Origin of the sequence: Streptomyces melanogenes, assembly GCF_014649795.1 — a bacterium.
In the GTDB taxonomy this organism is placed as follows: domain Bacteria; phylum Actinomycetota; class Actinomycetes; order Streptomycetales; family Streptomycetaceae; genus Streptomyces; species Streptomyces noboritoensis.
The window spans coordinates 387,048-410,822 of sequence record NZ_BMTS01000001.1 but is presented as its reverse complement, the minus strand read 5'-3'; the positions used below and the strand labels follow the sequence as shown (position 1 = coordinate 410,822).

General features: G+C 71.0%; 24 protein-coding genes and 2 riboswitches. Of the genes, 10 read left to right on the top strand and 14 right to left on the bottom strand.

Features of this window, described 5'->3' with window-relative positions:
* Positions 1-78 precede the first annotated feature (78 nt).
* Complete coding sequence (locus IE252_RS01865; protein ID WP_101391331.1) at positions 79-282, bottom strand: cold-shock protein; 204 nt, start codon at positions 280-282, stop codon at positions 79-81.
* 446 nt (positions 283-728) lie between these two features.
* On the opposite strand from IE252_RS01865, the gene IE252_RS01860 reads away from it, so the two are divergent.
* Entirely contained in the window at positions 729-1,346 is a 618-nt protein-coding gene (locus IE252_RS01860) for a LamG domain-containing protein (protein ID WP_373298493.1), read from the top strand.
* Positions 1,347-1,368: 22 nt separating this feature from the next.
* Here the strand turns inward: IE252_RS01860 and IE252_RS01855 are convergent, their stop codons facing one another.
* The 9 genes from IE252_RS01855 to IE252_RS01815 form a co-directional block, all read right to left on the bottom strand.
* A complete protein-coding gene (locus tag IE252_RS01855; RefSeq protein ID WP_190087430.1) occupies positions 1,369-2,763 on the bottom strand; it encodes a glycosyltransferase family 2 protein in 1,395 nt (464 codons plus the stop codon).
* 209 nt (positions 2,764-2,972) lie between these two features.
* On the bottom strand, positions 2,973-3,656 hold the full coding sequence (locus IE252_RS01850; protein ID WP_229847839.1) for a Rossmann-fold NAD(P)-binding domain-containing protein: 684 nt from the start codon (positions 3,654-3,656) through the stop codon (positions 2,973-2,975).
* 152 nt (positions 3,657-3,808) lie between these two features.
* The gene (locus IE252_RS01845; protein WP_190087429.1) at positions 3,809-4,543 is read right to left on the bottom strand and encodes an LmeA family phospholipid-binding protein; all 735 of its coding nucleotides are present in this window, start codon (positions 4,541-4,543) and stop codon (positions 3,809-3,811) included.
* Positions 4,537-5,130 (bottom strand): TetR/AcrR family transcriptional regulator, encoded by a 594-nt coding sequence (locus tag IE252_RS01840; protein ID WP_190087428.1) that lies wholly within the window; start codon positions 5,128-5,130, stop codon positions 4,537-4,539. The genes IE252_RS01845 and IE252_RS01840 overlap by 7 nt, the downstream gene beginning before the upstream one ends.
* 134 nt (positions 5,131-5,264) lie before the next feature.
* The gene (locus IE252_RS01835; protein ID WP_190087427.1) at positions 5,265-6,086 is read right to left on the bottom strand and encodes a transglycosylase SLT domain-containing protein; all 822 of its coding nucleotides are present in this window, start codon (positions 6,084-6,086) and stop codon (positions 5,265-5,267) included.
* A 4-nt stretch (positions 6,087-6,090) separates the two neighbouring features.
* A riboswitch (cyclic di-AMP (ydaO/yuaA leader) is annotated at positions 6,091-6,272 on the bottom strand.
* A 321-nt stretch (positions 6,273-6,593) separates the two neighbouring features.
* A complete protein-coding gene (locus IE252_RS01830) occupies positions 6,594-7,493 on the bottom strand; it encodes an oxidoreductase (RefSeq protein WP_190087426.1) in 900 nt (299 codons plus the stop codon).
* A gap of 227 nt (positions 7,494-7,720) precedes the next feature.
* The gene (locus IE252_RS01825; protein WP_190087425.1) at positions 7,721-8,560 is read right to left on the bottom strand and encodes a dioxygenase family protein; all 840 of its coding nucleotides are present in this window, start codon (positions 8,558-8,560) and stop codon (positions 7,721-7,723) included.
* Between the two features lie 50 nt (positions 8,561-8,610).
* A complete protein-coding gene (locus tag IE252_RS01820; protein ID WP_190087424.1) occupies positions 8,611-9,558 on the bottom strand; it encodes a helix-turn-helix transcriptional regulator in 948 nt (315 codons plus the stop codon).
* Positions 9,559-9,647: 89 nt separating this feature from the next.
* A complete protein-coding gene (locus IE252_RS01815) occupies positions 9,648-10,106 on the bottom strand; it encodes a hypothetical protein (protein ID WP_190087423.1) in 459 nt (152 codons plus the stop codon).
* 126 nt (positions 10,107-10,232) lie between these two features.
* Between IE252_RS01815 and IE252_RS01810 the strand changes: the two genes are divergently transcribed.
* The 5 genes from IE252_RS01810 to IE252_RS01790 all read left to right on the top strand — a co-directional run bounded on the left by IE252_RS01810 (position 10,233) and on the right by IE252_RS01790 (position 15,255).
* Positions 10,233-11,021 carry a DeoR/GlpR family DNA-binding transcription regulator gene (locus IE252_RS01810; RefSeq protein ID WP_190087422.1) on the top strand — a complete coding sequence of 263 codons (789 nt, stop codon included), beginning with the start codon at positions 10,233-10,235 and terminating at the stop codon, positions 11,019-11,021.
* The gene (locus IE252_RS01805; RefSeq protein WP_190087421.1) at positions 11,018-11,677 is read left to right on the top strand and encodes an NUDIX domain-containing protein; all 660 of its coding nucleotides are present in this window, start codon (positions 11,018-11,020) and stop codon (positions 11,675-11,677) included. Before IE252_RS01810 ends, IE252_RS01805 begins: the two co-directional genes overlap by 4 nt.
* A 122-nt stretch (positions 11,678-11,799) precedes the next feature.
* Positions 11,800-13,470, top strand: a complete 1,671-nt coding sequence (locus tag IE252_RS01800) for a sodium:solute symporter family protein (protein ID WP_190087420.1) — start codon at positions 11,800-11,802, stop codon at positions 13,468-13,470.
* A 15-nt stretch (positions 13,471-13,485) separates the two neighbouring features.
* Positions 13,486-13,782, top strand: a complete 297-nt coding sequence (locus IE252_RS01795) for a hypothetical protein (RefSeq protein ID WP_190087419.1) — start codon at positions 13,486-13,488, stop codon at positions 13,780-13,782.
* Positions 13,783-13,938: 156 nt separating this feature from the next.
* The gene (locus IE252_RS01790) at positions 13,939-15,255 is read left to right on the top strand and encodes an FAD-binding oxidoreductase (protein WP_190087418.1); all 1,317 of its coding nucleotides are present in this window, start codon (positions 13,939-13,941) and stop codon (positions 15,253-15,255) included.
* A gap of 71 nt (positions 15,256-15,326) precedes the next feature.
* On the opposite strand, the gene IE252_RS01785 is transcribed toward IE252_RS01790, so the two are convergent.
* A complete protein-coding gene (locus IE252_RS01785) occupies positions 15,327-15,986 on the bottom strand; it encodes an HAD family acid phosphatase (RefSeq protein WP_190087417.1) in 660 nt (219 codons plus the stop codon).
* A gap of 419 nt (positions 15,987-16,405) precedes the next feature.
* Between IE252_RS01785 and IE252_RS01780 the strand changes: the two genes are divergently transcribed.
* A complete protein-coding gene (locus IE252_RS01780; protein WP_190087416.1) occupies positions 16,406-17,716 on the top strand; it encodes an aldehyde dehydrogenase family protein in 1,311 nt (436 codons plus the stop codon).
* 52 nt (positions 17,717-17,768) lie between these two features.
* Here the strand turns inward: IE252_RS01780 and IE252_RS01775 are convergent, their stop codons facing one another.
* Positions 17,769-18,737 carry a helix-turn-helix transcriptional regulator gene (locus tag IE252_RS01775; RefSeq protein ID WP_190087415.1) on the bottom strand — a complete coding sequence of 323 codons (969 nt, stop codon included), beginning with the start codon at positions 18,735-18,737 and terminating at the stop codon, positions 17,769-17,771.
* 126 nt (positions 18,738-18,863) lie between these two features.
* On the opposite strand from IE252_RS01775, the gene IE252_RS01770 reads away from it, so the two are divergent.
* On the top strand, positions 18,864-19,703 hold the full coding sequence (locus IE252_RS01770; RefSeq protein WP_190087414.1) for an NAD(P)H-binding protein: 840 nt from the start codon (positions 18,864-18,866) through the stop codon (positions 19,701-19,703).
* Here the strand turns inward: IE252_RS01770 and nicT are convergent.
* Positions 19,696-20,901: a Nickel transporter NicT gene (gene nicT, locus IE252_RS01765; protein WP_190087413.1), complete on the bottom strand. Its 1,206-nt coding sequence runs from the start codon at positions 20,899-20,901 to the stop codon at positions 19,696-19,698. The two genes, IE252_RS01770 and nicT, sit on opposite strands and share 8 nt — an antisense overlap.
* Positions 20,900-21,106: riboswitch (cobalamin riboswitch) on the bottom strand. (Overlaps the previous gene by 2 nt.)
* 297 nt (positions 21,107-21,403) lie before the next feature.
* Here nicT and IE252_RS01760 point away from each other — a divergent pair.
* Together IE252_RS01760 and IE252_RS01755 are read left to right on the top strand one after the other, a co-directional pair.
* On the top strand, positions 21,404-21,874 hold the full coding sequence (locus tag IE252_RS01760) for an SRPBCC family protein (RefSeq protein WP_190087412.1): 471 nt from the start codon (positions 21,404-21,406) through the stop codon (positions 21,872-21,874).
* A gap of 3 nt (positions 21,875-21,877) precedes the next feature.
* Positions 21,878-22,624, top strand: coding sequence for a hypothetical protein (locus IE252_RS01755; protein ID WP_190087411.1), 747 nt, complete (start codon positions 21,878-21,880; stop codon positions 22,622-22,624).
* A gap of 19 nt (positions 22,625-22,643) precedes the next feature.
* On the opposite strand, the gene IE252_RS01750 is transcribed toward IE252_RS01755, so the two are convergent.
* Positions 22,644-23,708 carry a radical SAM protein gene (locus IE252_RS01750; protein ID WP_190087410.1) on the bottom strand — a complete coding sequence of 355 codons (1,065 nt, stop codon included), beginning with the start codon at positions 23,706-23,708 and terminating at the stop codon, positions 22,644-22,646.
* Positions 23,709-23,775 lie beyond the last annotated feature (67 nt).

Here is a 23,775-nt window from a genome sequence, read left to right as displayed (position 1 = left end):
TGCCCGGAGACAGCAACGAGCTGGGGCCCGTACACAAGGTGCGGGCCCCAGCTGCGTCATACCTGCGCTTCAGCGACGTCAGGCGGGGAGGATGTTCTCCGCCTGCGGGCCCTTCTGGCCCTGCGTGACGTCGAAGGTCACCTTCTGGCCTTCCTGAAGCTCACGGAAGCCCTGGGTGGCGATGTTCGAGTAGTGGGCGAAGACGTCCGGGCCGCCACCCTCCTGCTCGATGAAGCCGAAGCCCTTTTCCGAGTTGAACCACTTCACGGTGCCAGTAGCCATGTCATATCTCCTTCGGGGCATTGCCCTGGGGTCCACACTGTGCGAACCCCGGCGTCGCCGTGATGATTGCCCCGTCCGGAAAAAGCACCGGAAATACAAAAGTGCCCGACGGTTAGACCGTCCAGGCACTTGAAGTCTTTGGGAACCACAACTGCAACTGGATCAACCGTAGCACGATGCGGCCGTCCCGTACAGCAAATGCCGACTTTTCCAGCCGCTCCCCCGGGAATCCCCAACCCCCGTGGAAAAAATCCCCGAACCCGCCCCCGACCTGCCCCAACAGATATTTGCTTACGTAAAGCATACTTTCGGCGTACGGGGAGGAGAGGCGGGGCGACGCGCAGAAGGCTCCCGGGGTGCGCCCCCTGCCTGTGCCAGAGTGTGCCCGTGCTCACCGAGGCCCCGCGGCTCCCCGTCCTCACGGCCGACTTCACCTCCCCCGCGCAGTGGGTCGCGGGCCGCTCCTGGGCGTATCCGGACGGCGGCCCGGTCAACCCCGGCGACGACAAGACCACCTGGTCCCGGACGCCGCGTACAGCCGCTCCGGCACGTTCTGGGGGCGGCGCCGCCTCGAGGGCACGTGGAGCACGGGGCTGCTGACCACCGAGGGCAGCGACGAGGACTTCGTGGTGCGCGCGGGCGACGTCCTGGAGGCCCGGGTGCGGCTGCCGCACGCCGAAGGGGCCTGGCCGGCGATCTGGACCTGGCGGGACGGCGGCCAGGAGGTCGACGTGTTCGAGTACCACCCCGACAACCCCGACCTCCTGGAACTGACCAACCACGTCCGCGACGCCCACCACTCCCACCGCGCCCCGTCGATCGCCCCCGGCGCCCTCGTCGACCTCCGGGTGCGGTTCGGCGCCCGCTCGGTCACCTGGTGGGTCAACGGCACCCACGTCTTCGCCGACCACCGAGGAGTGGGCCGCACCTGGCACGCCCACCTCATCGTCAACCTCTCGATCAGCGCGGGCCGCTACCACCCGGCCCCGGCGCCGGGGGTGTCGGAGATGTCGTTCGAGGTCCCCGTGCTGCGGGTGTACCGCAGCACGGGGACCGTCGTGTGAGGCGGCTCCGCCCCGGACGGGGTCAGGTGCCGACGAGCGGCGCGGCGGCCGGGGCGGCGAGCCCCACCTCCACGCTGTCGCGGGTGCCCCACTTCCCGATCTTCCAGCAGGTGAACAGGGCGTAGAAGTACATCGGCCGCAGGATGAGCAGGCGCCACAGGCCGGTGAGGGGCGAGGTGAGGAACAGCGCCAGCCGGAACCATTGGGGCTCGTCGCTGCGGTCGATCGCGTAGAAGCGCAGGGCGATGAGGTAGTTGACGCCCAGCCCCACGATCACCGTCGAGGTGACGATGGCCCCGAGGTCGCGGGGGTGCGGGTCGGTGAAGAGGGCGGCCGGGATCACCACGGAGAGCACGAGCTGGATGAGCTCCATGACGGGCATCCAGAAGGCGATGCCGGTCATGGGCAGATATCTGAACCACCAGAAGCTGCGGACGAACGTGCCGCGCATCCACCGGAACTGCTGGTTGAGGTAGTGCCGGACGGAGACCGGTACGAGGGTGAAGCAGACGGCGGAGGGCTGGTGGACGGTGTCTCCGTCGAGCAGTCCGTACAGCGTGAACAGCGAGTCGTCGTTCATCTGCATGGGCCGGCCGCGGGAGCGCTCGTTCTCGTACACGCCCGCGTACTTGCGGATGGTCTCGGCGCGGTAGAAGGCGAGCGTGCCGGAGTTGACCATCACCCGCTTCATCGCGGACTGCGCGGAGCGCAGGCCTCGGGTGAAGGGGAGGTAGAGCATGCTCGTCATGAAGGTGAGCAGGTTGTCCCGGCTGTTGAGGACGACGACCATGCCCGCGACCGAGGTGACGCTGGGGTCGTGGAAGGGTTTGAGGCCTTCCATGACGGCCTTGCGGTCGAGTACGGAGTCGCTGTCGAGGGTGATGAAGATGTCCCCGTCGTCGTGCGCGAGGACTTCCATCTGGGCGTGGCGCTTGCCGCGGTTGGCGGTGCGCGTCCAGGTGGCCTGGACGCCCAGGCGGTCCGCCTCGGCGAGGAACCAGGCGTGGGTTTGGTCGTAGGTGACGGGTTGTCCGGTGGCCCGGTCGCACGAGCCGTCGTCCACCACGTGGATGCGGTTGGGCAGCCGGGTCTGCTCGAACAGCGACTGGATGCACTGCCGCAGGGCCGCCTCGTCCTCGTTGTACGCGGGGATCTGCACGGTCACGAGCAACGTGTCGAGCTGCCGCTGCTGCCGCGCGGTGACACTGACCGGCTTCTCCCGCCAGGCCAGCGGCACCCACCAGAGCAGCAGGAAGGACGCGGCCCAGGCCAGCGCGAGCCGGTTCCCGTGCCCCTGAAACGCCTGCGTCACCGCCAGCGCGTGCCACACTCCCCACCCCACGAACGCCGTGAACGGCAGTACGGCGAGGAGGGCGAGGCGCGGGAGGGGTGCGTAGGTCGCCGTGGGGATGCGCATCAGATGTCCCTGGGGGTCTTGCCCCGGCGGAAGCCGAGGCGGATGACGACCGCGCCCATGACGACGAGACCGGCGGCCAGGGCGCCGCGCGCCGTCGGCACTCGCCCTGACACCCCAAGTGCCATATGACCTGCACGGCTTGTCGGACTCGGCGCTGGGGGCGCACGCGGTTGCGGGCAATCTGGGGGTGCCTGCAACCGGAGGGTGTTTCAGAGGCAGGCTGCTGTGCTGTTGATGTCCTTCGTCTCCAGCACATGGACCCGGGCGCCCTCCGTCGCGACCGCGATCATCGCTCGGCCCAGTTGTTCCGTCGTGGTGACGTGGTTCGGGGCCAGGCGCTTCAGGGCGGGGTAGAGCGGCTTCGTGACCACGTACGCGGCGCGGTAGAGGCGGGTCTTCGAGGTGATTCCGTGCAGGGGCTGGATGTAGCCGGGGCGGAACATGTACGCGTCCAGGTCCAGCGCCAGCAGGTCGTTCTCCGTCTCGCCCTTGACCCGGGCCCACTTGATCCGGCCGCGCTCGGTGCTGTCGGTGCCCTGGCCGGAGACGTAGACGAAGGTGGAGCCCGGGTTCCAGGTGGACAGGGGGCGGGCGACCGCGAGGGTGAGATCATGGGTGATGGTGCGGTAGGCCGCCTCGTCCATGCCCGCCGAGGAGACGCCCAGGCAGAAGAAGCAGGCGTCGTATCCGGTGAGTCGGGCCTGGGTGCCGGGCTCGCTCATCAGGGCCGCCAGGTCGGGGTGGACGAGTTCGCTGAGTTTCGGGTGCGCGACGCCGAGCGCGGTGCGGCCCACGGCGAGGACGCTCTCGACCCTGTCGTCGCGCAGGCACTCCCGCAGCACACCCTGGCCGACCATGCCGGTCGCGCCGAAGAGGATCACCTTCATGGGCATGGGCTGACTCCCCGTCTGTTCCCGCTGCTCCTGTCACCGGTCGGCGAAGTTCCGTGACCCCGACCAGTGTGGGGCTCTGCGTATCACGCCCGGCGCCCCTTCGGGGGCGTTGGCGTCCGCGAAACCCGGTGTTGCACCTGCCCGGCGGGCGCTCAGGCGCGGGCGTCGGTGCGGAAGGTGACGTCCTTTCCGGAGAGCGTCGCGGTGAGGCCGTCCGGAGTGGTGGTGAGGGACTTGAGCGCCAGGCCGTCCGGGATGCCGTCGAGCTTCAGCTCGCGCTCCAGCATGCCGGTCACGATCGCCCGCATCGCCTTCGGCAGGCCGTCGCCCACCTTCACGGACCGGAAGGCGAGCGCGTGGTCACCCGCCACGTCGACCCGCGCGCTGGCCGTGGCCTTCCCGAGCAGCGGCAGGCTGGTGGTGGCCGCGACGCGCGGCTCGGACTTCGTACTGTCCTGGCTGTAGCCGATCTCGACGCCGAGCGCGTCGGACAGGTCCCGGTAGGACACGAAGGCCGTGGCCTTGGCGGAGGCGGCGTGGGCCTCGGAGGCGTCCGAGGAGCGGCGCAGACGATCGAGCTCGACGTTCAGCGTGGTGATCGGGAGCCTGCCGCCGTCGCGGCCCGCGGGGATGTCGGAGGCCTCGATGTCGACGCGGTCGAGCGTGCCCCCGGCCAGCTGGGTCAGTACGGGAAAGCCGTGCACCTCCACATGCGGCGCGGACTTGAGCCCCTGGGCCTTCTGGAACGCGTCGGCCGTGCGGTGTTCCGTCCACACCGCCGCGGCCCGGTCGCCCGCCACGCTCAGCCCGGCCAGGACGACCACGCCGACCGCGTACTTGCGCCAGCCGCGCAGCACCCTGCCCGCCACGGCACGCTTCTTCAGCATGCGGATCCCCCGTTCGGTACGGCGTGCGCGGAGATCCCGCACGCGGCGCGGAAGGCGCGCAGCAGGGGCGTACGCAGAACGTCGTCCGGTACGTCCTGGCGCGCGGCGACCGTGCTGACCAGCCCGGTCACGGCCAGCTGCGCCCGGATCGTGCCCGCCAGGTCGTCCGCGTCCGCGAAGGCGGCGAGGGTCTCCGTGCGGTGGTCGCCCAGGTCGTCCAGGCCCTCCACCCCGGCGAGCGCGCCGGGCAGCACCGGCAGCCCGGAGTTGAAGAGCAGGGCGAGCCGGGAGCGGTGGCGCAGCGCCAGGTCGACCAGGTCGGCCGAGGCCCGCCGGTGCCGCTCGGGGCCGTGCGGCAGGGCGCCCCAGGTGGCGCGCAGCGCGGCGAACTCGGTCAGCGGACCGATCAGCGTCGCCGCGAGCAGCCGCCCCTTGGAGGGGAACCGGTGCAGCAGCCCGGTCTTCGAGTAGCCGACGCGGTCCGCGATCTCCTGCACCGAGGTGCCGCGGTAGCCCTGCGCGGTGAAGAGCTCGGCGGCGGCCTCGACGATCTCGGCGTCGAGCTCGGCGCGCGTCGGGCGTGGCATGACGGGTCCTCCCCTGGGCCTGGTCACGCACACCGTAACAGACCACCTGGTCCGTGATGGACCAGATGGTCTGCTACCCCGGTCGTCCCCTCCTCAGTAGTCGACCGGTGGCTGCCGTCGGCCGCGGGCCGCCGTCAGTACGCGCCGTCGACGTTGTCGATCGAGCCGTACGTCTTGGCCGCGTAGTTGCACGCGGCGACGATGTTGGCGACGGGGTCGTAGCTGTCCGTCGACGTGCCGGGCACGTGGAAGGCCTGGAAGGTGGGGTCGATGACCTGGAGGAGGCCCTTGGAGGGCGTGCCGGCCACCGCGTTGGAGTCCCAGTTGTTGATGGCGAAGGGGTTGCCCGAGGACTCGCGCATCACGTTGCGGTAGATGCCGTCGTAGGAGCCGGGGATGCCGTGCTGGGCCATGATGTCCAGCGACTGCCGGATCCAGCCGTCGAGGTTGTTCCCGTACGTCGCCGTCTTCGCCACGGCGGCGGTCGCCTGCTGGGGCAGCGTGCTCGTACGGGCGGAACGGTCGGCCCGGGCCGAGGTGGCCGTACGGTCGGCGGACGCCGGGGCCTTCGCCTTCTCGCCCACCGCCAGTTCGAGGCCGGGGTGGATCAGGGCCGGGTTGCCGCCGATGGCCTGGCGGTTGTCCTGGTACAGCTGCTTCCAGCCGCCGCTGACGTCCAGGTCCTGGGCGATCTTGGAGAGGGTGTCCCCGGCGACCACGGAGTAGGTCGTCGCGGCGGCCTTCTTCGCCACGATCGGCTTGGCGGCCACCGTGCCCGTCGCGACGGCGGGCGCGGACTTCACGGCGCCGGAGTGCGGCGCCGCCGAGGGCGCGGCACCGGCGCTGGTCGCGCCGATCACCGGAATGATGAGCGCGGCGCCGCCCGTGCCCGCGGCGGCGATGCCCCGGGTCAGGGAGCTGGACTTGGGGCGGCGGTGCTTACCCTTTGCAGGCATGGCGCATTCCTCTCCTTCGCCTGCGAGGTGAGCTGTCGGGTTCGGGCGAGAGCTGCCCGGCCGCGGCGCACGCGGCTTCACCCCGAGCCGTTCCGTCTCCGGAATCGGCGGCCTACCTGGGTCCCCCGCTCCTGCCATTTCGTGTGTGGGAGGTTTCCGGACAGCGGCAGGATTCGGCGGTCCATCCGGATTTGAGCGTGACCGTAATTGAATAGGTCCAGCCGAAACAAGACCTGAATTCACGACGGCATCCGCGAGAAAGATCCATCAGGGGCGGGGAATACGGGTCCCCACCTCCCCGTACCCCCAACTCCCCTTCCACGCACGGGAATGCACGCTTCACGGACCCCGGCCCATCAGGGGTCCGCGTGACCCAATTCACTTCCCGTGCCGTCAAAAGCAATTCCGCCGACAGCGCCCAAACGAAGGCTAAGCCGCTTTATCATTCCCAATGAAGAGATTGGCGACATAGAAGGGAAATAGCCCCCTCATGGTTCATTTCGGACATCAGGAGAGGAGTAGCTCCATCTCCTCGTCGGTGAGCCGGAGGGCGCCCGCGTCCACGTTCTCCACCAGGTGGTCCGGGTTGCCGGTGCCGGGGATGGCCAGCACGTGCTCGCCCTGCTGGAGCGTCCACGCGAGGCGGACCTGCGCGGACGTCACCCCGTGCGCGCGGGCGACGGCGAGGACCGCGTCGCTCTCCGTGCCGCCGCCCTGCCCGGCACCGCCCTCGCGCCCCTCCCCGGCGATCGCGAAGAACGGGACGAACGCGATGCCCTGCTCGCCGCAGAGCCGCAGCACCTCGTCGGAGCCCGTACGCCGGCTGTCCAGGCCGTACCGGTTCTGCACACAGACCACCGGCGCGATCGCCTGGGCCTCGGCGAGGTGCTCGGGGGTGATGTTGGAGAGGCCCAGGTGGCGGATGAGCCCGGCGTCGCGCAGCTCGGCCAGCGCGCCGAAGTGCTCGGCGAGCGAACCCGGCCCGTTGAGGCGCAGGTTGACCACGTCGAGGTGGTCGCGGCCGAGCTGGCGCAGGTTCTCCTCGACCTGGCCGCGCAGTTGCTCCGGCGTGGCCCAGGGGAGCCACGCGCCCGAGGCGTCGCGCCCCGGCCCGACCTTCGTGACGATGACCAGATCGTCCGAGTAGGGCGCCAGCGCCCGATTGATGAGCTCGTTGGCGGACCGGAGCCGGGAGAAGTAGAAGGCGGCGGTGTCGATGTGGTTGACGCCGAGTTCGACCGCGCGCCGCAGCACGCCGATGGACCGCTCACGGTCGCTGCTGGGCGTGCTCGGGTCGAATGCCGCACTGCCGGTGAGGCGCATCGCGCCGAATCCCAGGCGGTTGACCGTCAGGTCACCGAGTTTCCAGGTGCCCGCTGCCGCCGCGTCGATCGTCTTCGTAGCCATGAGCGCAGTCTGCCATCCGCGCCCGCGCGCGCAGACCGCCCGAACTCCACGGCTGTGTGAGAGAAGTACGGCCGAAAGAATCCGCCGGGTTTCGGCTCTCTCGACCGCCTTCCCTCGAATGCACGCCGTGCGCCGAACGATCGGAGGGGATTACCCGGAAAGCCAAGAGGCGGGGAATACGCGGCAATCCGAATCCGAAACGACCACTGATAGGGGAACTACAGGGGTCACGCGGCCCGCCACAGCGCGGGCACGTTCGGCGGCTCCCAGCCCGGCTGGGCGGTGTGGGCCTGGAGGCATACATAGGGGCGCCCGCCGTAGTCGACGCGGTCGCCGGAGCGGTACGAGGTGCCGACGGCCCACGTGGTGCCGGGGGGTGCGGTGGTGGGTGAGGCGGTCGGCGTCGGGGACTGGGCCACGTCCAGCACGAAGTCGAACGCGGCCTCCTTGGCGCCGCCCGCGTCCCGTACGGTCATGAGCAGCCGGGCGTCGAAGAGCGAGTCGGTGTTGTTGCGCGGCTCGCCGGGGAAGTACAGCTGGGTGGTGAGCACCGGGCGGCCGGGGGCCTGGGCCTTCACGTGGAGGTGCCGGGTGCGGCCGGGGTAGAGGCCGGGCACGACGGTGGTGAGGGTGAACGCCCCGCGCGCGTCGGTGAATTGGTGGCCGCGGAACTTGAAGCCGGTGTTGTCGTACGCCCCGTTGGTGTCCGCCTGCCAGAAGTCGAGCAGCACGCCTCCGATGGGCAGGCAGGCCCGGCCGAAGACGTATCCGGTGACGGTGAGGCGGGTGCCCTGGGTGCCCGGTTCCAGGAGCGAGGTGCGCAGGGGGGAGTTGGGTTTGAAGTACGGGCCCTCGATCTGCGCGGGGGTGGGGTGGTCGCCGTCGTCGCACGACGGGGTGAGCTCGGGGGCGCTGCCGGTACCGACGGAGCCGCGTGCCAACGCGGGCACCGCGGCCAGGGACACGGGCACGGCCACGCCGGCCGCGAGCGCGGCCCGCAGCACGGTCTTGCGGCTGGGCCGCGGCCGACTGTCGTCACGGGGTGTCGCGTCGCTCTCGCCATCCATGTCTGCTCCTCGGGGAGATCCTCGGGGGAGGTGGGGGGACGGCTACGACGCTAGGCGGGCGGTTCGGGCCGGGCGATGGACGCAATGCGGTGGTCGTGGTGAAAATCTCCGCCGCCGCGGCGGAAGTCACCGGGGCTGGTACCGGTCTCGCGACGGAAGAACCGGCAGAAGTAGGCGGGATCGTCGAACCCGACCCGGCTGCCGACCTGACGGACACTCAACTCTGTGTGCAGCAGCAGCCGTTTGGCCTCGTGGGTGCGGGCCTGCCGGATGAGCTCGCCGGGCGTACGGCCGGTGGCCTCCTTCACTGCCTCGGTCAGATACCCCACCGACACCCCGATCCGGTCGGCGCACTCCCGTACGGACGGCGGCAGGTCGTCGGCGCGGGCGACCAGGGCCGTGAACTCCCCCGCGACGCCGCTCGCCCGGGCGACGCCCGGGGTGACGGGCCGCGCGGGCAGCCGGGCGGCCCGCACGACGAGCACGTGCAGCAACGCGCGGATCACCCCGTGGAAGCCCTCGGCCCCCGTCCGGTACTCCTCGTACATCTCCGCCACCAGCGACGACGTCCAGGCGTCGGCCTCCTCGTCGAGCTCCAGCCAGGGCCGGGGCCCGAGCCCGCGCAGCAGGGTGCGGTCGTCGGGGTGGTCGAGCAGGAAGTCGTCGGTGAACAGCACCACCCACCCCTCGGGCCCGTCCGCACACTCCCACTGGTGGACCTGCCCGGGCGCGATGACGCAGAGGTGCGGGGGCCGCAGCGCGAACCGCGCGAGATCGAGCACATGGACACCCGTGCCGCCGGTGACGTACACGATCTCGTAGAAGGTGTGCCGGTGCGGGAAGTCGGCGCGGGACATGGCGCCGATGGTGTCGAAAGTGCCCATGGCGAAGGGCAGCGAGTTGGGCATCGGCACCTCAAGCCGATGCAGCGGCGGCACCCCCTCAACTACCCCACACCCATTCCCACCGGCCCCCGGTAACACCGTCGCCCCACGCATCCGCCCGCTCCCGACTGAGGTGAGATGGTCCAGACCAGTTGGCCTCGGCATCACGATGACACGGGGGCGGCACATGCGGAACACCGCCTTCAGAAGTCGCTGCACGACGCACTGGCGAACGCCCCGGAGGCAGTGGCGGTCTTCGGCGTGCCGTCCCCGACCGTCACGGAGCAGGTGGCGTTGCCGCCCTCGGAGCCGAGCGTGACGGTGAGGGTGCCACCTCTCAGGAAGCCCTTGGCCTCCACCTGCTTGGACCAGGGCAGCGTCACACCGTTGACCTGGTTCCGGGACTCATCACCGCCGTGCCAGATCGAGTAGGTGATCAACACATCGCGGGCACGCCCGGTGACCTCGTACCGGATCGTGACCGTCTTCCCGCTCTCCTTCGACACCTCATTGGCGAACAGCGCGAACACCGCCGCGCAGCCGCCCGCCAGCAGCAGTGCGACGACCAGCAGCACCCACGGCCACCGCCTGCGCCTGCGCGGCTGCGGACGAGGCCCCCATTGACCGGACCCACTGGCGCCGGGTTCCCGTGGCTCGTTCATGCAATCAGGGTGGGTCAGCCCGCCCGCGCCCGCGACTCGCCACCACCAGTCGGTCGGCCCGGCCCCGGCAATCCCCGTTCTCCCATCTCTATGTTCGATCGAACATTTTCATGTTAGAAAGGAGCCATGAGTGTCGCCAACCGTCTCGATCTGACCCTCCGCCTCGTGCAGGGCGCCGGTCAGGTCTCCGTGTCCGAACTCTCCCAGCGTCTGGGGGTCTCCGAGATGACCGTGCGTCGGGATCTGGACGCGCTGGAGCGTCAGGGGCTGCTCCGGCGTGTGCACGGTGGGGCCGTCGCCGGGCCGCCCCGGGAGGAGGGTGCGGGGTTCGCCGCGCGGGAGGCGTGGCAGGCCGCTACGAAGGATCGGCTCGGTGCGGCCGTGGCCGCCCTGATGGAGCCCGGATCGCGCGTGCTGCTCGACGCCGGGACCACCACCGTGCACGTCGCGGAGCACCTGGCCGCCCGGGCCCCGCTCACGGTCGCCGTGCTCAGCCTCCAGGCGGCGGCCTGCCTGGCGGACCGGCCCGGGATCGAACTGCTCGTCGTGGGCGGCCGATCACGGCCCGGAGAGCGCTCACTGGTGGGCCCGCTGGCCCTGCGCACGCTCGAATCCCTCGTCTTCGACTGCTTCGTGATGTCCATCGGCGGCGTCCACGCCGAGCACGGCTGGTCGGAGTTCTCGCTGGAGGACGCGGCCGTCAAGCAGGCCGGGCTCGCCCAGGCCGCCCGCACGGTCGGGGTGGCCGACGCGACCAAGCTCGGCGTCCAGGCGTTCGGCCAGGTCGCCCCGCTCGACGCGGTGCACACCTTCGTCACCGACGCGGCGGCCGAGGACACCGCCACCCACCCCGGCGGCCCGGCGACCCTGAAGGCGCTGCGGGACGCGGGCGTAGAGACGGTGCTCGCCCGATGACCGCCGGCATCGACACCCCCGACCGCCGCGGCCGCACCGGACTCGACCGGCACGGACGCGACCTGACCGGCAACCCGCAGGTGCGGATCACCGACGTCGAGGTGCTCTCCTGCGACTGGTACGTCCTGCGCAAGACCACCTTCGACTACCGCCACAGCGACGGCCATTGGAGCCGCGAGCAGCGCGAGACGTACGACCGGGGCGACGGCGCGACGATCCTCCTGTACGACGCCGACCGCCGCACCGTGCTGCTGACGCGCCAGTTCCGGTTGCCCGCGTACGTGAACGGCCACCCCGACGGCATGCTCGTCGAGACCGCCGCCGGGCTGCTCGACGGGGACGGCCCCGAGGAGGCCATCCGACGGGAGGCGGCCGAGGAGACGGGCCACACCGTCGGCACGCCCGAGCCGGTCTTCACCGTCTATATGAGCCCCGGCTCGGTCACCGAGCGGCTGCACTTCTTCGCGGCCCCCTACGGCCCGGCCACCGCCACCGCCCAGGGCGGCGGGGTCGCGGCGGAGGGCGAGGACATCGCGGTCCTGGAGCTCCCCTTCACCGAGGCCCTGGACCTGGTCCGCAGCGGGGAGATCGCCGACGCCAAGACCGTCATGCTGCTCCAGTGGGCGGCCCTGGACGGCCCGTTCCGGCACCGGTAGCCCCCGCACCACGCCCACTCTCCACCACAATCAAACAAAAACTTCCAACAAAACTGTTCAGTTTCTGCTCGTCGAGGCGTAGGTTCCGGTTCGGATCAGTTCGCGCGACGAAGCGGGTACGTATGCAATCTCTGGCCGAAGGGCTCCGGCTCCCCACCAACGGGCTCGACTACACGATTCTGGCGATCTACTTCGTCGTCGTTCTGGGGATCGGCTTCGCCGCCCGCGCGAGCGTGAAGACCAGCCTCGACTTCTTCCTCTCCGGGCGGTCGCTGCCCGCCTGGGTGACCGGGCTCGCCTTCGTCGCCGCCAACCTGGGCGCGACGGAGATCCTCGGGATGGCCGCGACCGGCGCCCAGTACGGCGTCGCGGTCGTCCACTGGTACTGGATCGGCGCCATCCCGGCCATGGTCTTCCTCGGCCTGGTGATGATGCCCTTCTACTACCGCTCGAAGGTCCGCTCGGTGCCGGAGTTCCTGCTCCAGCGGTTCGACGCGTCCGCGCACCTGCTCAGCTCCGCGCTGTTCGCCTTCGCCGCGATCCTGATCGCGGGCGTCAACCTCTACGCCCTGTCGATCGTGGTGGAGGCGCTGCTCGGCTGGCCGCAGTGGGTGGCCATCGTCGTCGCCGGGCTCTTCGTGCTCGCGTACATCACCGTCGGCGGGCTCTCCTCGGCGATCTACAACGAAGTGCTCCAGTTCTTCGTGATCCTCGCCGCCCTCATCCCGCTGGTCGTCCTCGGCCTCAAGCGGGTCGGCGGCTGGGGCGCGCTCAGCGACGACCTGGAGGCGGCGCACGGCCACAACTACCTCACCGCCTGGGGCGGTACCGGCATCGGGCAGGGCAACCCGCTCGGCGCCAACTGGCTGACGATCATCCTCGGGCTCGGCTTCGTGCTCTCCTTCGGCTACTGGACCACCAACTTCGCCGAGGTCCAGCGCGCCCTCTCCGCCAAGAACCTCAGCGCCGCCCAGCGCACCCCGCTGATCGCCGCCTTCCCGAAGATGTTCATCGTCTTCCTGGTGATGATCCCGGGACTGGTCGCCGCCGCCCTGGTGCCCAAGATCGGTACCCCCGGCTCCGACCTCACGTACAACGACGCCATCCCGTATCTGATGCAGGAGCTGCTGCCCAACGGTGTGCTCGGCATCGCCGTCACCGGGCTGCTCGCCGCCTTCATGGCGGGCATGGCGGCCAATGTGTCGTCGTTCAACACCGTGTTCACGTACGACATATGGTCCAAGTACGTGAAGAAGGGGCAGCCGGACGCGTACTACCTGCGCTTCGGGCGGGTGATCACGGCGATCGGTGTGCTCGCCTCCATCGGGACGGCGTTCATCGCCTCGTCCTTCTCCAACATCATGGGGTACCTCCAGACGCTGTTCTCCTTCTTCAACGTGCCGATGTTCGTGGTCTTCGTCATCGGGATGTTCTGGAAGCGGGCGTCCATGAAGTCCGGTGTCTGGGGGTTGCTCGCGGGCACCACGGCCGCGATGGTCAACTACTTCTGGATCTACAAGCAGGGCGTCGTCTCCATCCCCACCGACCAGGGCGCCAACTTCGTCTCGGCGATCGTCGGCTTCGCCGCCGGCGCGATCGTCATGGTCGTGGTGACGCTCTTCACCGCCCCCAAGCCCGAGGCCGAGCTCGCCGGTCTGGTGTACGGGACGGTCTCGCCCGGCCTTGAGGAGCCGCCCGCCGAGGGCGACGGCGCCTGGTACCGCAGGCCCGCGCTGCTCGGCTGGGGAGCGGTGGTCCTCGCCGCGCTCTGCTACCTGCCCTACTCGCTCTGATCGGAGGCCCGGACCATGTCTGAACTGCAACGCGAAGTCTCCGAGCTGGAGAAGAAGTCGGCCACCGCGGCCCGGCTGTTCGACATCCGCCGGATCATCGGCGGCCTCTTCACCCTGTACGGAGTGATCGTCACCATAGCCGGGATCAACCCCTCGGACGCCGACCTGAAGAAGGCCGAGGGGGTCAACATCAACCTCTGGACGGGGCTCGGGATGCTGGCCCTGGGGCTGTTCTTCCTGGTCTGGCTGTGGCTGCGGCCCCTCGCGCCGCCCGCCCCGGAGGACGACGCGGCCGGGCCCGAGGGGGTCTAGGCCGGGCGCGCGGAACCGCGTCCACCGGTTCCGCGCGCCATATTCCCTCTCTCCTCTCGTCACATTTCCCCGTTCGATTCCGTCAGGGAAGTGATCGCGAAAGCCGGCCGGTGCGGTTCCGGGGGCACACGCTGAACGAGGAAGTAGGGAAGAACCATGACCACGAGCGCTCTCGCCGAACTGCGTTCCCAAGTGCGCGGCCGTGTCCTGCTGACCGGCGACGACGACTTCGACCAGGCACGACAGCCGTGGAACCTCGCGGTCCAGCAGCCCGTCTCGGCGGTCGTCGAGGCCGCCGACGCCGATGACGTCTCGGCCGTGGTGCGCTACGCGGCGGCCGCCGGTCTCGTCGTCGCGCCCCAGCCCGGCGGCCGGGGCGCCAGCGGTGACGTGGAGGGAGTGATCCTGCTCCGCACCGGCAAGCTCGACGAGCTGCACGTGGACGCCGCCGCGCGCACCGCGCGCGTCGGCGCGGGCGTCCTGGGCGGCCAGGTCCAGGCCGTGGCCGGGCCGCTCGGCCTGACCGGGCTGCCGGGCAGCTCCCCGCTGGTCAGCGTGGTCGGCTACACGCTCGGCGGCGGGCTCAGCTGGTTCGGGCGCAAGTACGGCTGGGCCGCCGACAGCGTCACCGCCTTCGAGGTGGTCACCGCCGACGGCACCCAGACCCGGGTGACCGCCGACTCCGACGCCGAGCTCTTCTGGGCGCTGCGCGGCGGTGGCGGCGACTACGCCCTGGTCACGGCCATCGAGTACGACCTGCATCCGGCGCCCGCCCTGTTCGGCGGCCGGGTGGTCTGGCACGGCAGCCAGGCGCCGCGCGTCCTGGAGGCCTTCCGCAAGATCACCTCCACCGCCCCGGACGAGCTGACCGCGTGGATCAACTTCCTCCAGATCCCGAACGGTCCCTCCCTGGTCACCGTCGACAGCACCTTCCTCGGCGAGGAGGCCGAGGGCCGGGCGCTGCTTGGCGCGCTCGACGCGATCGAGGGGGCGAACACGGACACCCGGGGCATGCTGCCGGTGGCCGAGCTGGGCGAGATCACCGGCGAGCCGACCGAGCCCGGGCCCAGCGCGACCCGCGCCGAGCTGCTCACCGACCTGGACGACAAGGTCGCGGCCGCGCTGCTCGCGGAGCCGGTCGACCCGCTCTTCGGTGTGCACATCCGCCACCTGGGCGGCGCGTTCGCCACCCCGACGGAGAACCCGCAGGGCCCGCTGACCGAGCCCTACACGCTGTCCATGTTCGGTCTGCCGTTCACGCCGGAGCGGGGCGCCGAGATCGCCGCCCGCCAGGAGGCGCTGGTCCAGTCGGTCGCCCCGTACATCAGTGGCCGCAAGCCCTACACCTACCTCTCCCCCGGCGACACCGCCGCGGCCGCGTTCAAGCCCGACGCGCTGGCCAGGCTCCAGCAGGTCAAGCGCGACCGCGACCCGCGCGGCGTCTTCCGCAGCAACTTCCCGGTGCTCGGCTGACGATTCTGATCTACGCAGAACGGCGCCCCGCGGCAGTGGCCGCGGGGCGCCGTCCTCGTGTCAGCGGCCGGTCAGGACAGCTTGCCGTCGTAGTCCGGGAGCTTGAAGGTGCGCTCGGCGTGACCGCCGACCAGGTCGGTCGTGTTGTTGCCGAAGTTGGCGATGACCGTGTAGCCGCGCGCCTCGATCTCGGCCCGCTTCTCCGTCTTGTACGTGCTGACCTCGTGGAAGAGGTCCGGCAGGTCCCGTACATAGAGACCGGTGACGGGGTAGCCGACCGCCTTGAGGTTGTACGAGGTGAGGGACTCGATGATGCCGGGGCGGGCCGTCACGAAGAAGACGGCGACGCCCTGGGCGTTCGCCTCGCGCACCATGTCCCGCATGGACTGGATGGCAGGGGTCGGGAACGTCCAGAAGTAGTGGAAGTCCGTCTCCAGCGTGGTGTTGTCGATGTCCAGGACGATCGCCGGCTTCTCGCCCGCGGGCGAGGCGGCGATGCGCTCCTTCAGGTACGGGCGGGCGGTGTCCACGACGGACTGGACGTCGCGCTGCCAGGTCCCGTAGTCGACGCCCTTCAGCCCGGCGATCCCGCCGGAGGCGGAGGCCTGGGCCACGACGGAGTGCGGGGCCGCGGCGGGGGCCGCCTGGGAGGCGGTCGGCGCGGCGATGAGGACGGTCGCCGCTGCGGCCACCGTGACGGCCGTGCGCGTCGTCCAAGCAGTGCGGTGCATGGGGGGTTGGTGCTCCTCTGTCGCGATGGTGGGAGGCCGTGGGGGACCCGCCGGGCCGTGGCGATCGGCTCGGACGGCACGGGATTGGCATGCGCACGGCCAAGAATGATCAGCCGCTGACCCGATGTCTACTGGTCGGTAGGAAACTTCTCGTATATGCGAGGTGAATCCACGGAAGTGCCACACGAGCCCGCCCCATACGGAAGTTGAGCCACCGGATCCGCCATACACCCGCCCTCCGGTCGACACATACCGTCGCGACTCATCACTGCGCGCAACCACGAAATCTCGTCGAGAAATTCGCGCGCCACCGGGAATCTATTTTCCAACCTCAACTGTTGGCATATGCATCGAGCTGCTCACGGCTCGACCCCGACGACAGCGCGGACCGACGGGTCCGCCCCCAGCAGCGAGGCACCATGAACCCCATCCAGGAGCAGCCCGCCGACACCGTGGCCCGGCTGCGCGCCACCTTCCGCACCGGCCGCACCAAGCCCGTCGAGTGGCGCACCACGCAGCTGCGACGCCTGCGCGAGATGCTCGCCGAGCGCGGTGCGGACCTGGTGGAGTCGCTCCGCGCGGACCTCGGCAAGAGCCCGGCCGAGGTCCAGCGCACCGAGATCGGCTTCACCGTCCGGGAGCTCGACCACACCCTGGACCACCTCGCGCAGTGGCTGCGCCCCGAGCCCGCGCCCGTCCCTGAGCACCTGGGCGGGGCGACGGCCTGGACGCAGTACGACCCGCTGGGCGTCGTCCTGGTCATCGCGCCCTGGAACTATCCGGCGCAGCTGCTGCTCACCCCGATGATCGGCGCCCTGGCCGCCGGGAACGCGGTCGTGGTCAAGCCCAGCGAGCTGGCCCCGGCCACCTCCGCCGTGCTGGCCCGGCTGCTGCCCGAGTATCTCGACGCGGACGCGGTGGCCGTGGTGGAAGGCGGCATTCCGGAGACCACGGCGCTGCTGGCCGAGCGGTTCGACCACATCTTCTACACCGGCAACGGCACCGTCGGCCGTATCGTCATGGCTGCCGCCGTCCAGCACCTCACCCCGGTCACCCTCGAACTGGGCGGCAAGTCCCCGGTGTTCGTCGACCGGGGCGCCGACCTCGACACGGTCGCGGCCCGGCTGGCCGCGGGCAAGTTCCTCAACGCGGGCCAGACCTGTGTCGCGCCCGACTACGTCCTCACCGACCCGGAGACCGCCCGCGCCCTCGAACCGGCGCTGGCCCGGGCCGTGGAGGCCCTGTACGGCGCCGACCCGCAGGCCTCCGCCGAGTACGGCCGCATCGTCAACGAGCGCCACTTCGACCGTCTGAGCGCACTGCTCGACTCGGGCCGGGTCGTCACCGGTGGCCGGGGCGACCGCGCCACCAAGTACCTCGCGCCGACCGTGCTGGCCGACGTCGACCCCAAGGCGCCGGTGATGCAGGAGGAGATCTTCGGGCCGATCCTGCCCATCGTCACGGTGGCGGACCTGGACGAGGCCATCGGCTTCATCAACGACCGCGACAAGCCGCTGGCGCTGTACGCCTTCACCGAGTCCACGACCACCCGCGAGCGCCTCGCCGCCGAGACCTCCTCGGGCGGTCTCGGCCTCGGTCTGCCGCTGGCCCATCTCACCGTCTCCGACCTGCCGTTCGGCGGCGTCGGCGAGAGCGGCATGGGCAACTACCACGGCCGCTACTCCATCGAGACGTTCAGCCACCGCAAGGCGGTGCTGGCCGCCGGGTGACCAGTGGCGAGGGGCCGGAGCGGGTGTCCGCTCCGGCCCCTCGCCCGGTCGCTCACTCCTCGCCGTAGAGCGCGGCGAGTTCGGCCCCGAGCCGCGCGAGCCGCTCGCGGGCCTCCGGCGGTTCCAGGACCTCCACGCGCGCCCCGAGACCGGCCAGTTGCGCGGCCACGACCTCCGGGGACGGGCCGTCGATCTCCATCTCCAGCCATCCGTCGGCCCGTTCGCCGCCCAGGCGCAGTCGGCCGCCGAACAACATCCCGAGGACGCGTCCGGCCGTGGGCTCGGCCCGCCCCCGTACGATCGCGCCGCGCATCCGCTCCTCCATCGGGGCGGCCAGGGCCCGCCAGGCCGTCGCCAGATCGAAGCCCTCGGGACGGACGACGGGTTCCGCGGTCACCTCGACCGAGGTGACCCGGTCGAGCCGGAAGATGCGCAGACCGGCCGCCGCTTCGCCTCTCGCCGTGTCCGTACCGGCCACGAGGTATGGGACTCCCGCCTTGGTGACGACGCCCAGGGGGGCGACCGTGCGGGTACCGGCCGGGCTGCCGGGGCGGGCGTATCCGAGCCGGATCCGCAGTCCGTCCACCACCGCCCCTTGCAGCGCGTCCAGCAGGGGCGTGCCCGCCGTGACGGGCAGCCGCGACCAGTCCGTGCCGTCCGTGACACCGGCCTTCGACGCGGCCTCGGCGTCGGGCCGAAGCGTCGCGGGCAGCGCCCGCACCAACTTCCGCAGTGCCGTGCGCAGTTCGGGCGAGTCCGCCGAGGGCCCCGCGACCAGGAACATCGCACGGATCTCGGCGGCGGTCAGACCGGTGAGGTCGGTACGGGCCCCGCCGACCAGGGACCAGCCGCCGCCCCGCCCGTGCTGGGAGTACACCGGGATGCCCGCGGCCGCCAGTGCCTCCAGGTCGCGGCGCGCGGTGCGCTCGGACACCTCCAGCTCCACCGCCACCTCGCGCGCGGTCACGCGTCCGCGTGTCTGCAGGAACAACAGGGTCGCCACCAGACGATCGGCTCTCATACGGATCATTATCTTTTGGAAACTGGCCAGGAGATGGCCAGTTTGGCTTCCAGGATGGGTGCAGATCGAGCGCGGACGATCAGAAAACGGATCAAGGGCCGCGCCGCACACCTTCAGGGAGAGATCATGATCGTGGTGACCGGAGCAACCGGGAACGTCGGACGGCACCTCGTCCGGACCCTCGCCTCGGCGGGCGAGTGGGTGACGGCGGTATCCCGCCGCGTCCCGGCCGGGGAGGTGCCGGGCAACGTGGAGTTCCAGCAGGCCGATCCGGCCCGGCCCGAGAGCCTCAAGCCCGCCCTCGACGGGGCCGACGCGCTGTACCTCCTCGTCCCCGGCGACGGCGAGGGCCTCGACCCGCACGCCATCCTGGACACGGCGCGGGCCGCCGGGGTGCGCCGGGTCGTCCTGCAGTCCTCGCAGGCCACCGCGACCCGTCCGCACTCCCCCGCGCACACCCGGCTGCGCGTCTTCGAGGACGCCGTACGGGAGTCGGGCCTCCAGTGGACGGTGCTGCGGCCGAGCGGATTCGCCTCCAACGCCTATATGTGGGCGCCCTCGGTCCGCTCCGAGCGGACGATCACGGCACCCTTCGGCGATGTCGCCCTGCCCGTCGTCGACCCGGCCGACATCGCCGCGGTCGCCGCCGAGGCCCTGCGCGACGGGAGCCACGCGGGCCGGACGTACGAACTCACCGGACCGGCCCCCGTCTCACCGCGCGAGCAGGCCCGTGCGATCGGTGACGCGCTGGGGGCGCCGGTGCGGTTCGTCGAGCAGAGCCGGGCCGAGGCGCGGGAGCTGCTGCTGCGTTTCATGCCGGAGCCGGTGGTCGAGGCCACGCTGGGCATCCTCGGCGAACCGACGCCCGAGGAGCGGCGGGTGAGCCCGGACGTGGAGCGGGTCCTGGGCCGGGCGCCGCGTCCGTTCAGCGCCTGGGCGGCGGACAGCGCGGCGGCCTTCAGGTGACGTCCGGGACCGGCTCGGACACGGCCTGGACGGGCACTTCGGCGGGTGGTGCGGATACGGCCTGGACGGGCCCTTCGGTGGGTGGTGCGGCGACGCGCCCCGCCCACCGCTGCTCGACCTTGGCCAAGCGCCAGTACGTCAGGGCCGCGGCCCACACCGCGACGAACAGGCCGACGATGATGAAGCCCACGTTGTCCAGGTCGAGGCCCGCGACCCAGCCGGTGACGCCGTCGCTCAGGTCGAGCTTGTCGTGCAGCACGCCCACCAGCTCGATCGTGCCGATCAGGAAGGCCACCGCGATGGAGAGCCCGGTGATGGTGAGGTTGTAGAACACCTTGCGCACCGGGTTGGAGAAGGCCCACTGGTAGGCGAAGTTCATGAACGTACCGTCGATGGTGTCGAACAGGCTCATCCCCGCCGCGAAGAGCAGCGGCAGGCACAGCACCGCGTACCAGGGCAGCCCGGCGGCCGCGCCCGAGCCGGCCATCACCATCAGGGTGACCTCGGTGGCGGTGTCGAAGCCGAGCCCGAAGAGGAAGCCCAGCGGGTACATCTGGCCGGGCCGGGTGATCGACTTGGTGAAGCGGCCCAGGAGGCGGTTCATGAACCCCCGGGAGTCCAGGTGCTGTTCCAGCTCGGCCTCGTCGTACGTGCCCGCGCGCATGGCCCGGAAGACCCGCAGGATGCCGACGAGGGCGAGGAGGTTGAGCGCGGCGATGAGGTAGAGGAACGATCCGGAGACGGTCGTTCCGACGACGCCGAGGGTCTGGTGGGTCTGCGAGTCGTCGTTCATCAGGGTGCCCGCGAGCTGTGCGCCCCCGGCGACCAGGGCCGCCATCGCGACGACGACGCTGGAGTGCCCGAGGGCGAACCAGAAGCCGACCGACACCGGGCGTTTGCCGTCGGCCATCAGCTTGCGGGTGGTGTTGTCGATCGCGGCGATGTGGTCGGCGTCGAAGGCGTGCCGCATGCCGAGGGTGTAGGCGGTGACGCCGAGGCCCAGGCCGAACGTCTTCGAGCCGACCTCGTAGTGCTCGGGCACGACGAGCAGGAAGAGGATGCCGAACGCCACGACGTGCAGGGCGGCGATCACCGCCAGCAGCCAGGCGGTGCGCACGGTGTCCTCGCGCCGCCAGTGGAATGTGGCGGCAGGGGTGGGCAGGGTCATTCGTTCACGCTCCAGCACCTCGTGGATCATTACGCGAGATGCCGTGGCCGGTCTCCTGGCTTCCGGGTGTCGCGCCGCCCCTGCCTTCCCAGCGGCCTCACGGCCTCCAGTGGCACTACGGGACGGGCTACCCGAAGCCGTTCATGGCCTGGACGACATGGGGCCCGATCACAGTGGCGAGGGCCGCTCCGGTCTTGCACCGGTCTTCCCGAACACCACGGCTCGCCAACCGTAGGTGCGACCCGCCCCACCTGCAAGTCTGGCTGTGGGCAGGGGTATTGCAGATCACATTCCGAGCGCGCGGCGGGGGCCCGCCACTCGGCCCCGGGTCCCCCTGCGGGCACCCTGCGCGCCCTGCCTCCGGTTACCGGCGGAGCAGAGCCGGGCCTGACACGCGCGGTGCGGGCGGTGGGGGCGGCACCCGGCCGCCCCCGCTCAAGGTGCTGACGCACGCGGGCCTGGTTACGCTGCGCCGGACGGGAGCAATCGCTTCTCCCGGCCCGGCGCGACGGGCACGAGGAAGGGCCGACGCATGGGCGACGCCGCCAGCAGGAACACGGTCGCGGTCGAGCGGCACATCGCCGCGAGCCCCGCCGCCGTGTTCTCCTTCTTCACCGACCACGACCGCTGGCTGTCCTGGATGGGCACTGAGGGCACCTTCGCCTTCGAACCCGGCGGCGCCTACCGCACCACGGTGACCGGCGCGCACCGCGCCGCCGGCCGCTTCCTCGCCGTCGAACCGCCCCGGCGCATCGTGTTCACCTGGGGCTGGGAGAGCGGCGGCACCCCCGTCGCACCCGGCTCCTCCACGGTCGAGGTCACCCTCGATCCCGACGGCGAGGACACCCTGCTGCGCCTGCTCCACACCGGTCTGCCCTCTCCCGAAGCCTGCGCGGGCCACTCCGATGGCTGGCACCACTACCTCGACCGGCTCACCGTCCGCGCCCGGGGCGGCGACCCCGGCCCCGACCGGTGGACACCGAACCCCGGCGAACACGGCTGACCCATGAACGACTGGTACCGGCGGGAGATCATGGACCCGGGCAAGCAGCCCCTGCTGTTCCTGCTGCTCGGGTTCCTCGGGGCATTCCTGTTCATCCGGTTCAGCGTGCGGATGATGCGGGCCGAGGTCTCGTGGTGGCCGAAGAACGTCACGCCCGGCGGCCTCCACATCCACCATGCGGTGTTCGGCGTGATCTTCATGATCATCGGTGGGCTCGGGCTGGCCTCGCCCATCGGTGGCGAGCGGCCCTGGGCCGAGATCGAGGCCGCCGTCTTCGGGATCGGCACGGCCCTCGTCCTGGACGAGTTCGCCCTCATCCTGCATCTGCGCGACGTCTACTGGTCGGAGGAGGGCAGGCTCTCCGTGGACAGCGTCGTCCTCGGCGCGGCGGTGTGCGGGCTCCTGCTGCTCGGCGCGGCCCCCTTCGGCGTCAACGACGCTTCGGTGGACGGCGCGCCCGTCTCCGGCTGGACGTACGCGAGCGTGATCGTCTTCAACTCGGCCTTCGCGCTGGTCGCGTTGAGCAAGGGCAAGGCCTTCACGGGCCTGCTCGGCATCCTCGTCCCGCTCGTCGCGGTGATCGGGGCACTGCGGCTGGCCCGCCCGGGCTCGCCGTGGGCACGGGCCCGCTACCCGGAGGGCAGCCACAAAGCACAGCGGGCACAACGCCGGGAGGAACGCGAAGGCTGGCGCCGCCGGCTGCGCGTGAAGGTCTACGACGCGATCGCGGGCAAACCCTCCCAGCCATGACCCACCTCCGAAACGCCGTTCACCCCACCGTCGGTGCGATGAACACCGGGCGGCGGTCGATACGGGCGCGGACCGCGGCGGAGCCGAAGTGGTAGTCGATGCGCCGCACGGCCTCGGCCCAGCCGCGCATGGTGCCCACGCCCGCGCCGGAGAGCGCCTCGGTAACGAACGGGTCGGTCCACCGCTCCACCGCACGCCGCCACAGCTCGGCGGGCGGCTCCTCCAGCAGACTGCCGACCGTCCCCTCGTAGATGAGCATGGCCCGGACCTGCCCGTCGGGCTCGATCTGCACCGACTGGAAGTCGAGCCCGCGCGCCACCTGTTCGGGGTTCATCTGCAAGGAGAAGTTGGTCGACGTGCCGACCCGGACGGTGGCCGGGGCGAGCGCCTGGAGCCGCGCGCGCTGCTCCTCACTGCCCAGCCTGGCGAGCTGTTCGTCCGAGAGCAGTTCGTGCTCGGCGTATCCGGTGCGGCTGCCGAGCCCGGACGGCACGGCGGCGCCGAAGTCGAGTGAGCTCAGGTGCGGGAACCGGGGCACGACGTCCGTGCAGAACTCCTCCAGCCGGTCGACGTTGCTCCGTACGACCACGCAGTCGATGGCGAACGGGAGCGGGCGCTCGCCGCGCTCGGCCCGCTCCCGCGCCGCAACCTCCAGCAGCGCCAGCGCCCGCATCGCCCGCTCGAACGAACCCGCCCTGCCGCGGATCCGGTCGTGCACCTCGGGCGCGGGGCCGTCGACGCTCACCACGACCCGCCCGCACACACGCGCCAGCTCCTCGGTCATCCACGGCTGGAAGTTCCAGCCGCCGGTGTACACGAGCACCGAGATACCGGCCCGCGTCAGCCGCTCCGCGACCTCGAACACCCCCTTGACCAGGAGTGGTTCGCCCCCGGCGAGGGTGACCTGGACCGGGCCCAGGGCGATGATGGCGTCGGCGATCCGGAGCATGTCGTCATGGCTGGCCTGGCGTGAGGGGCGCCTGCCGGACTCCGAGTAGCAGTGGGTGCAGCGCAGCGGACAGGCGTACGTGATGTCCCAGATCACGGACTGGGGACCATCGACAACGTTGTTCGCGCGCTCCATCGCATGCTCCCCGTGTCCGCTCGCGGCCTCGACGCCGGAACGCCCCCCCGTACGGTGGAGGGGGACG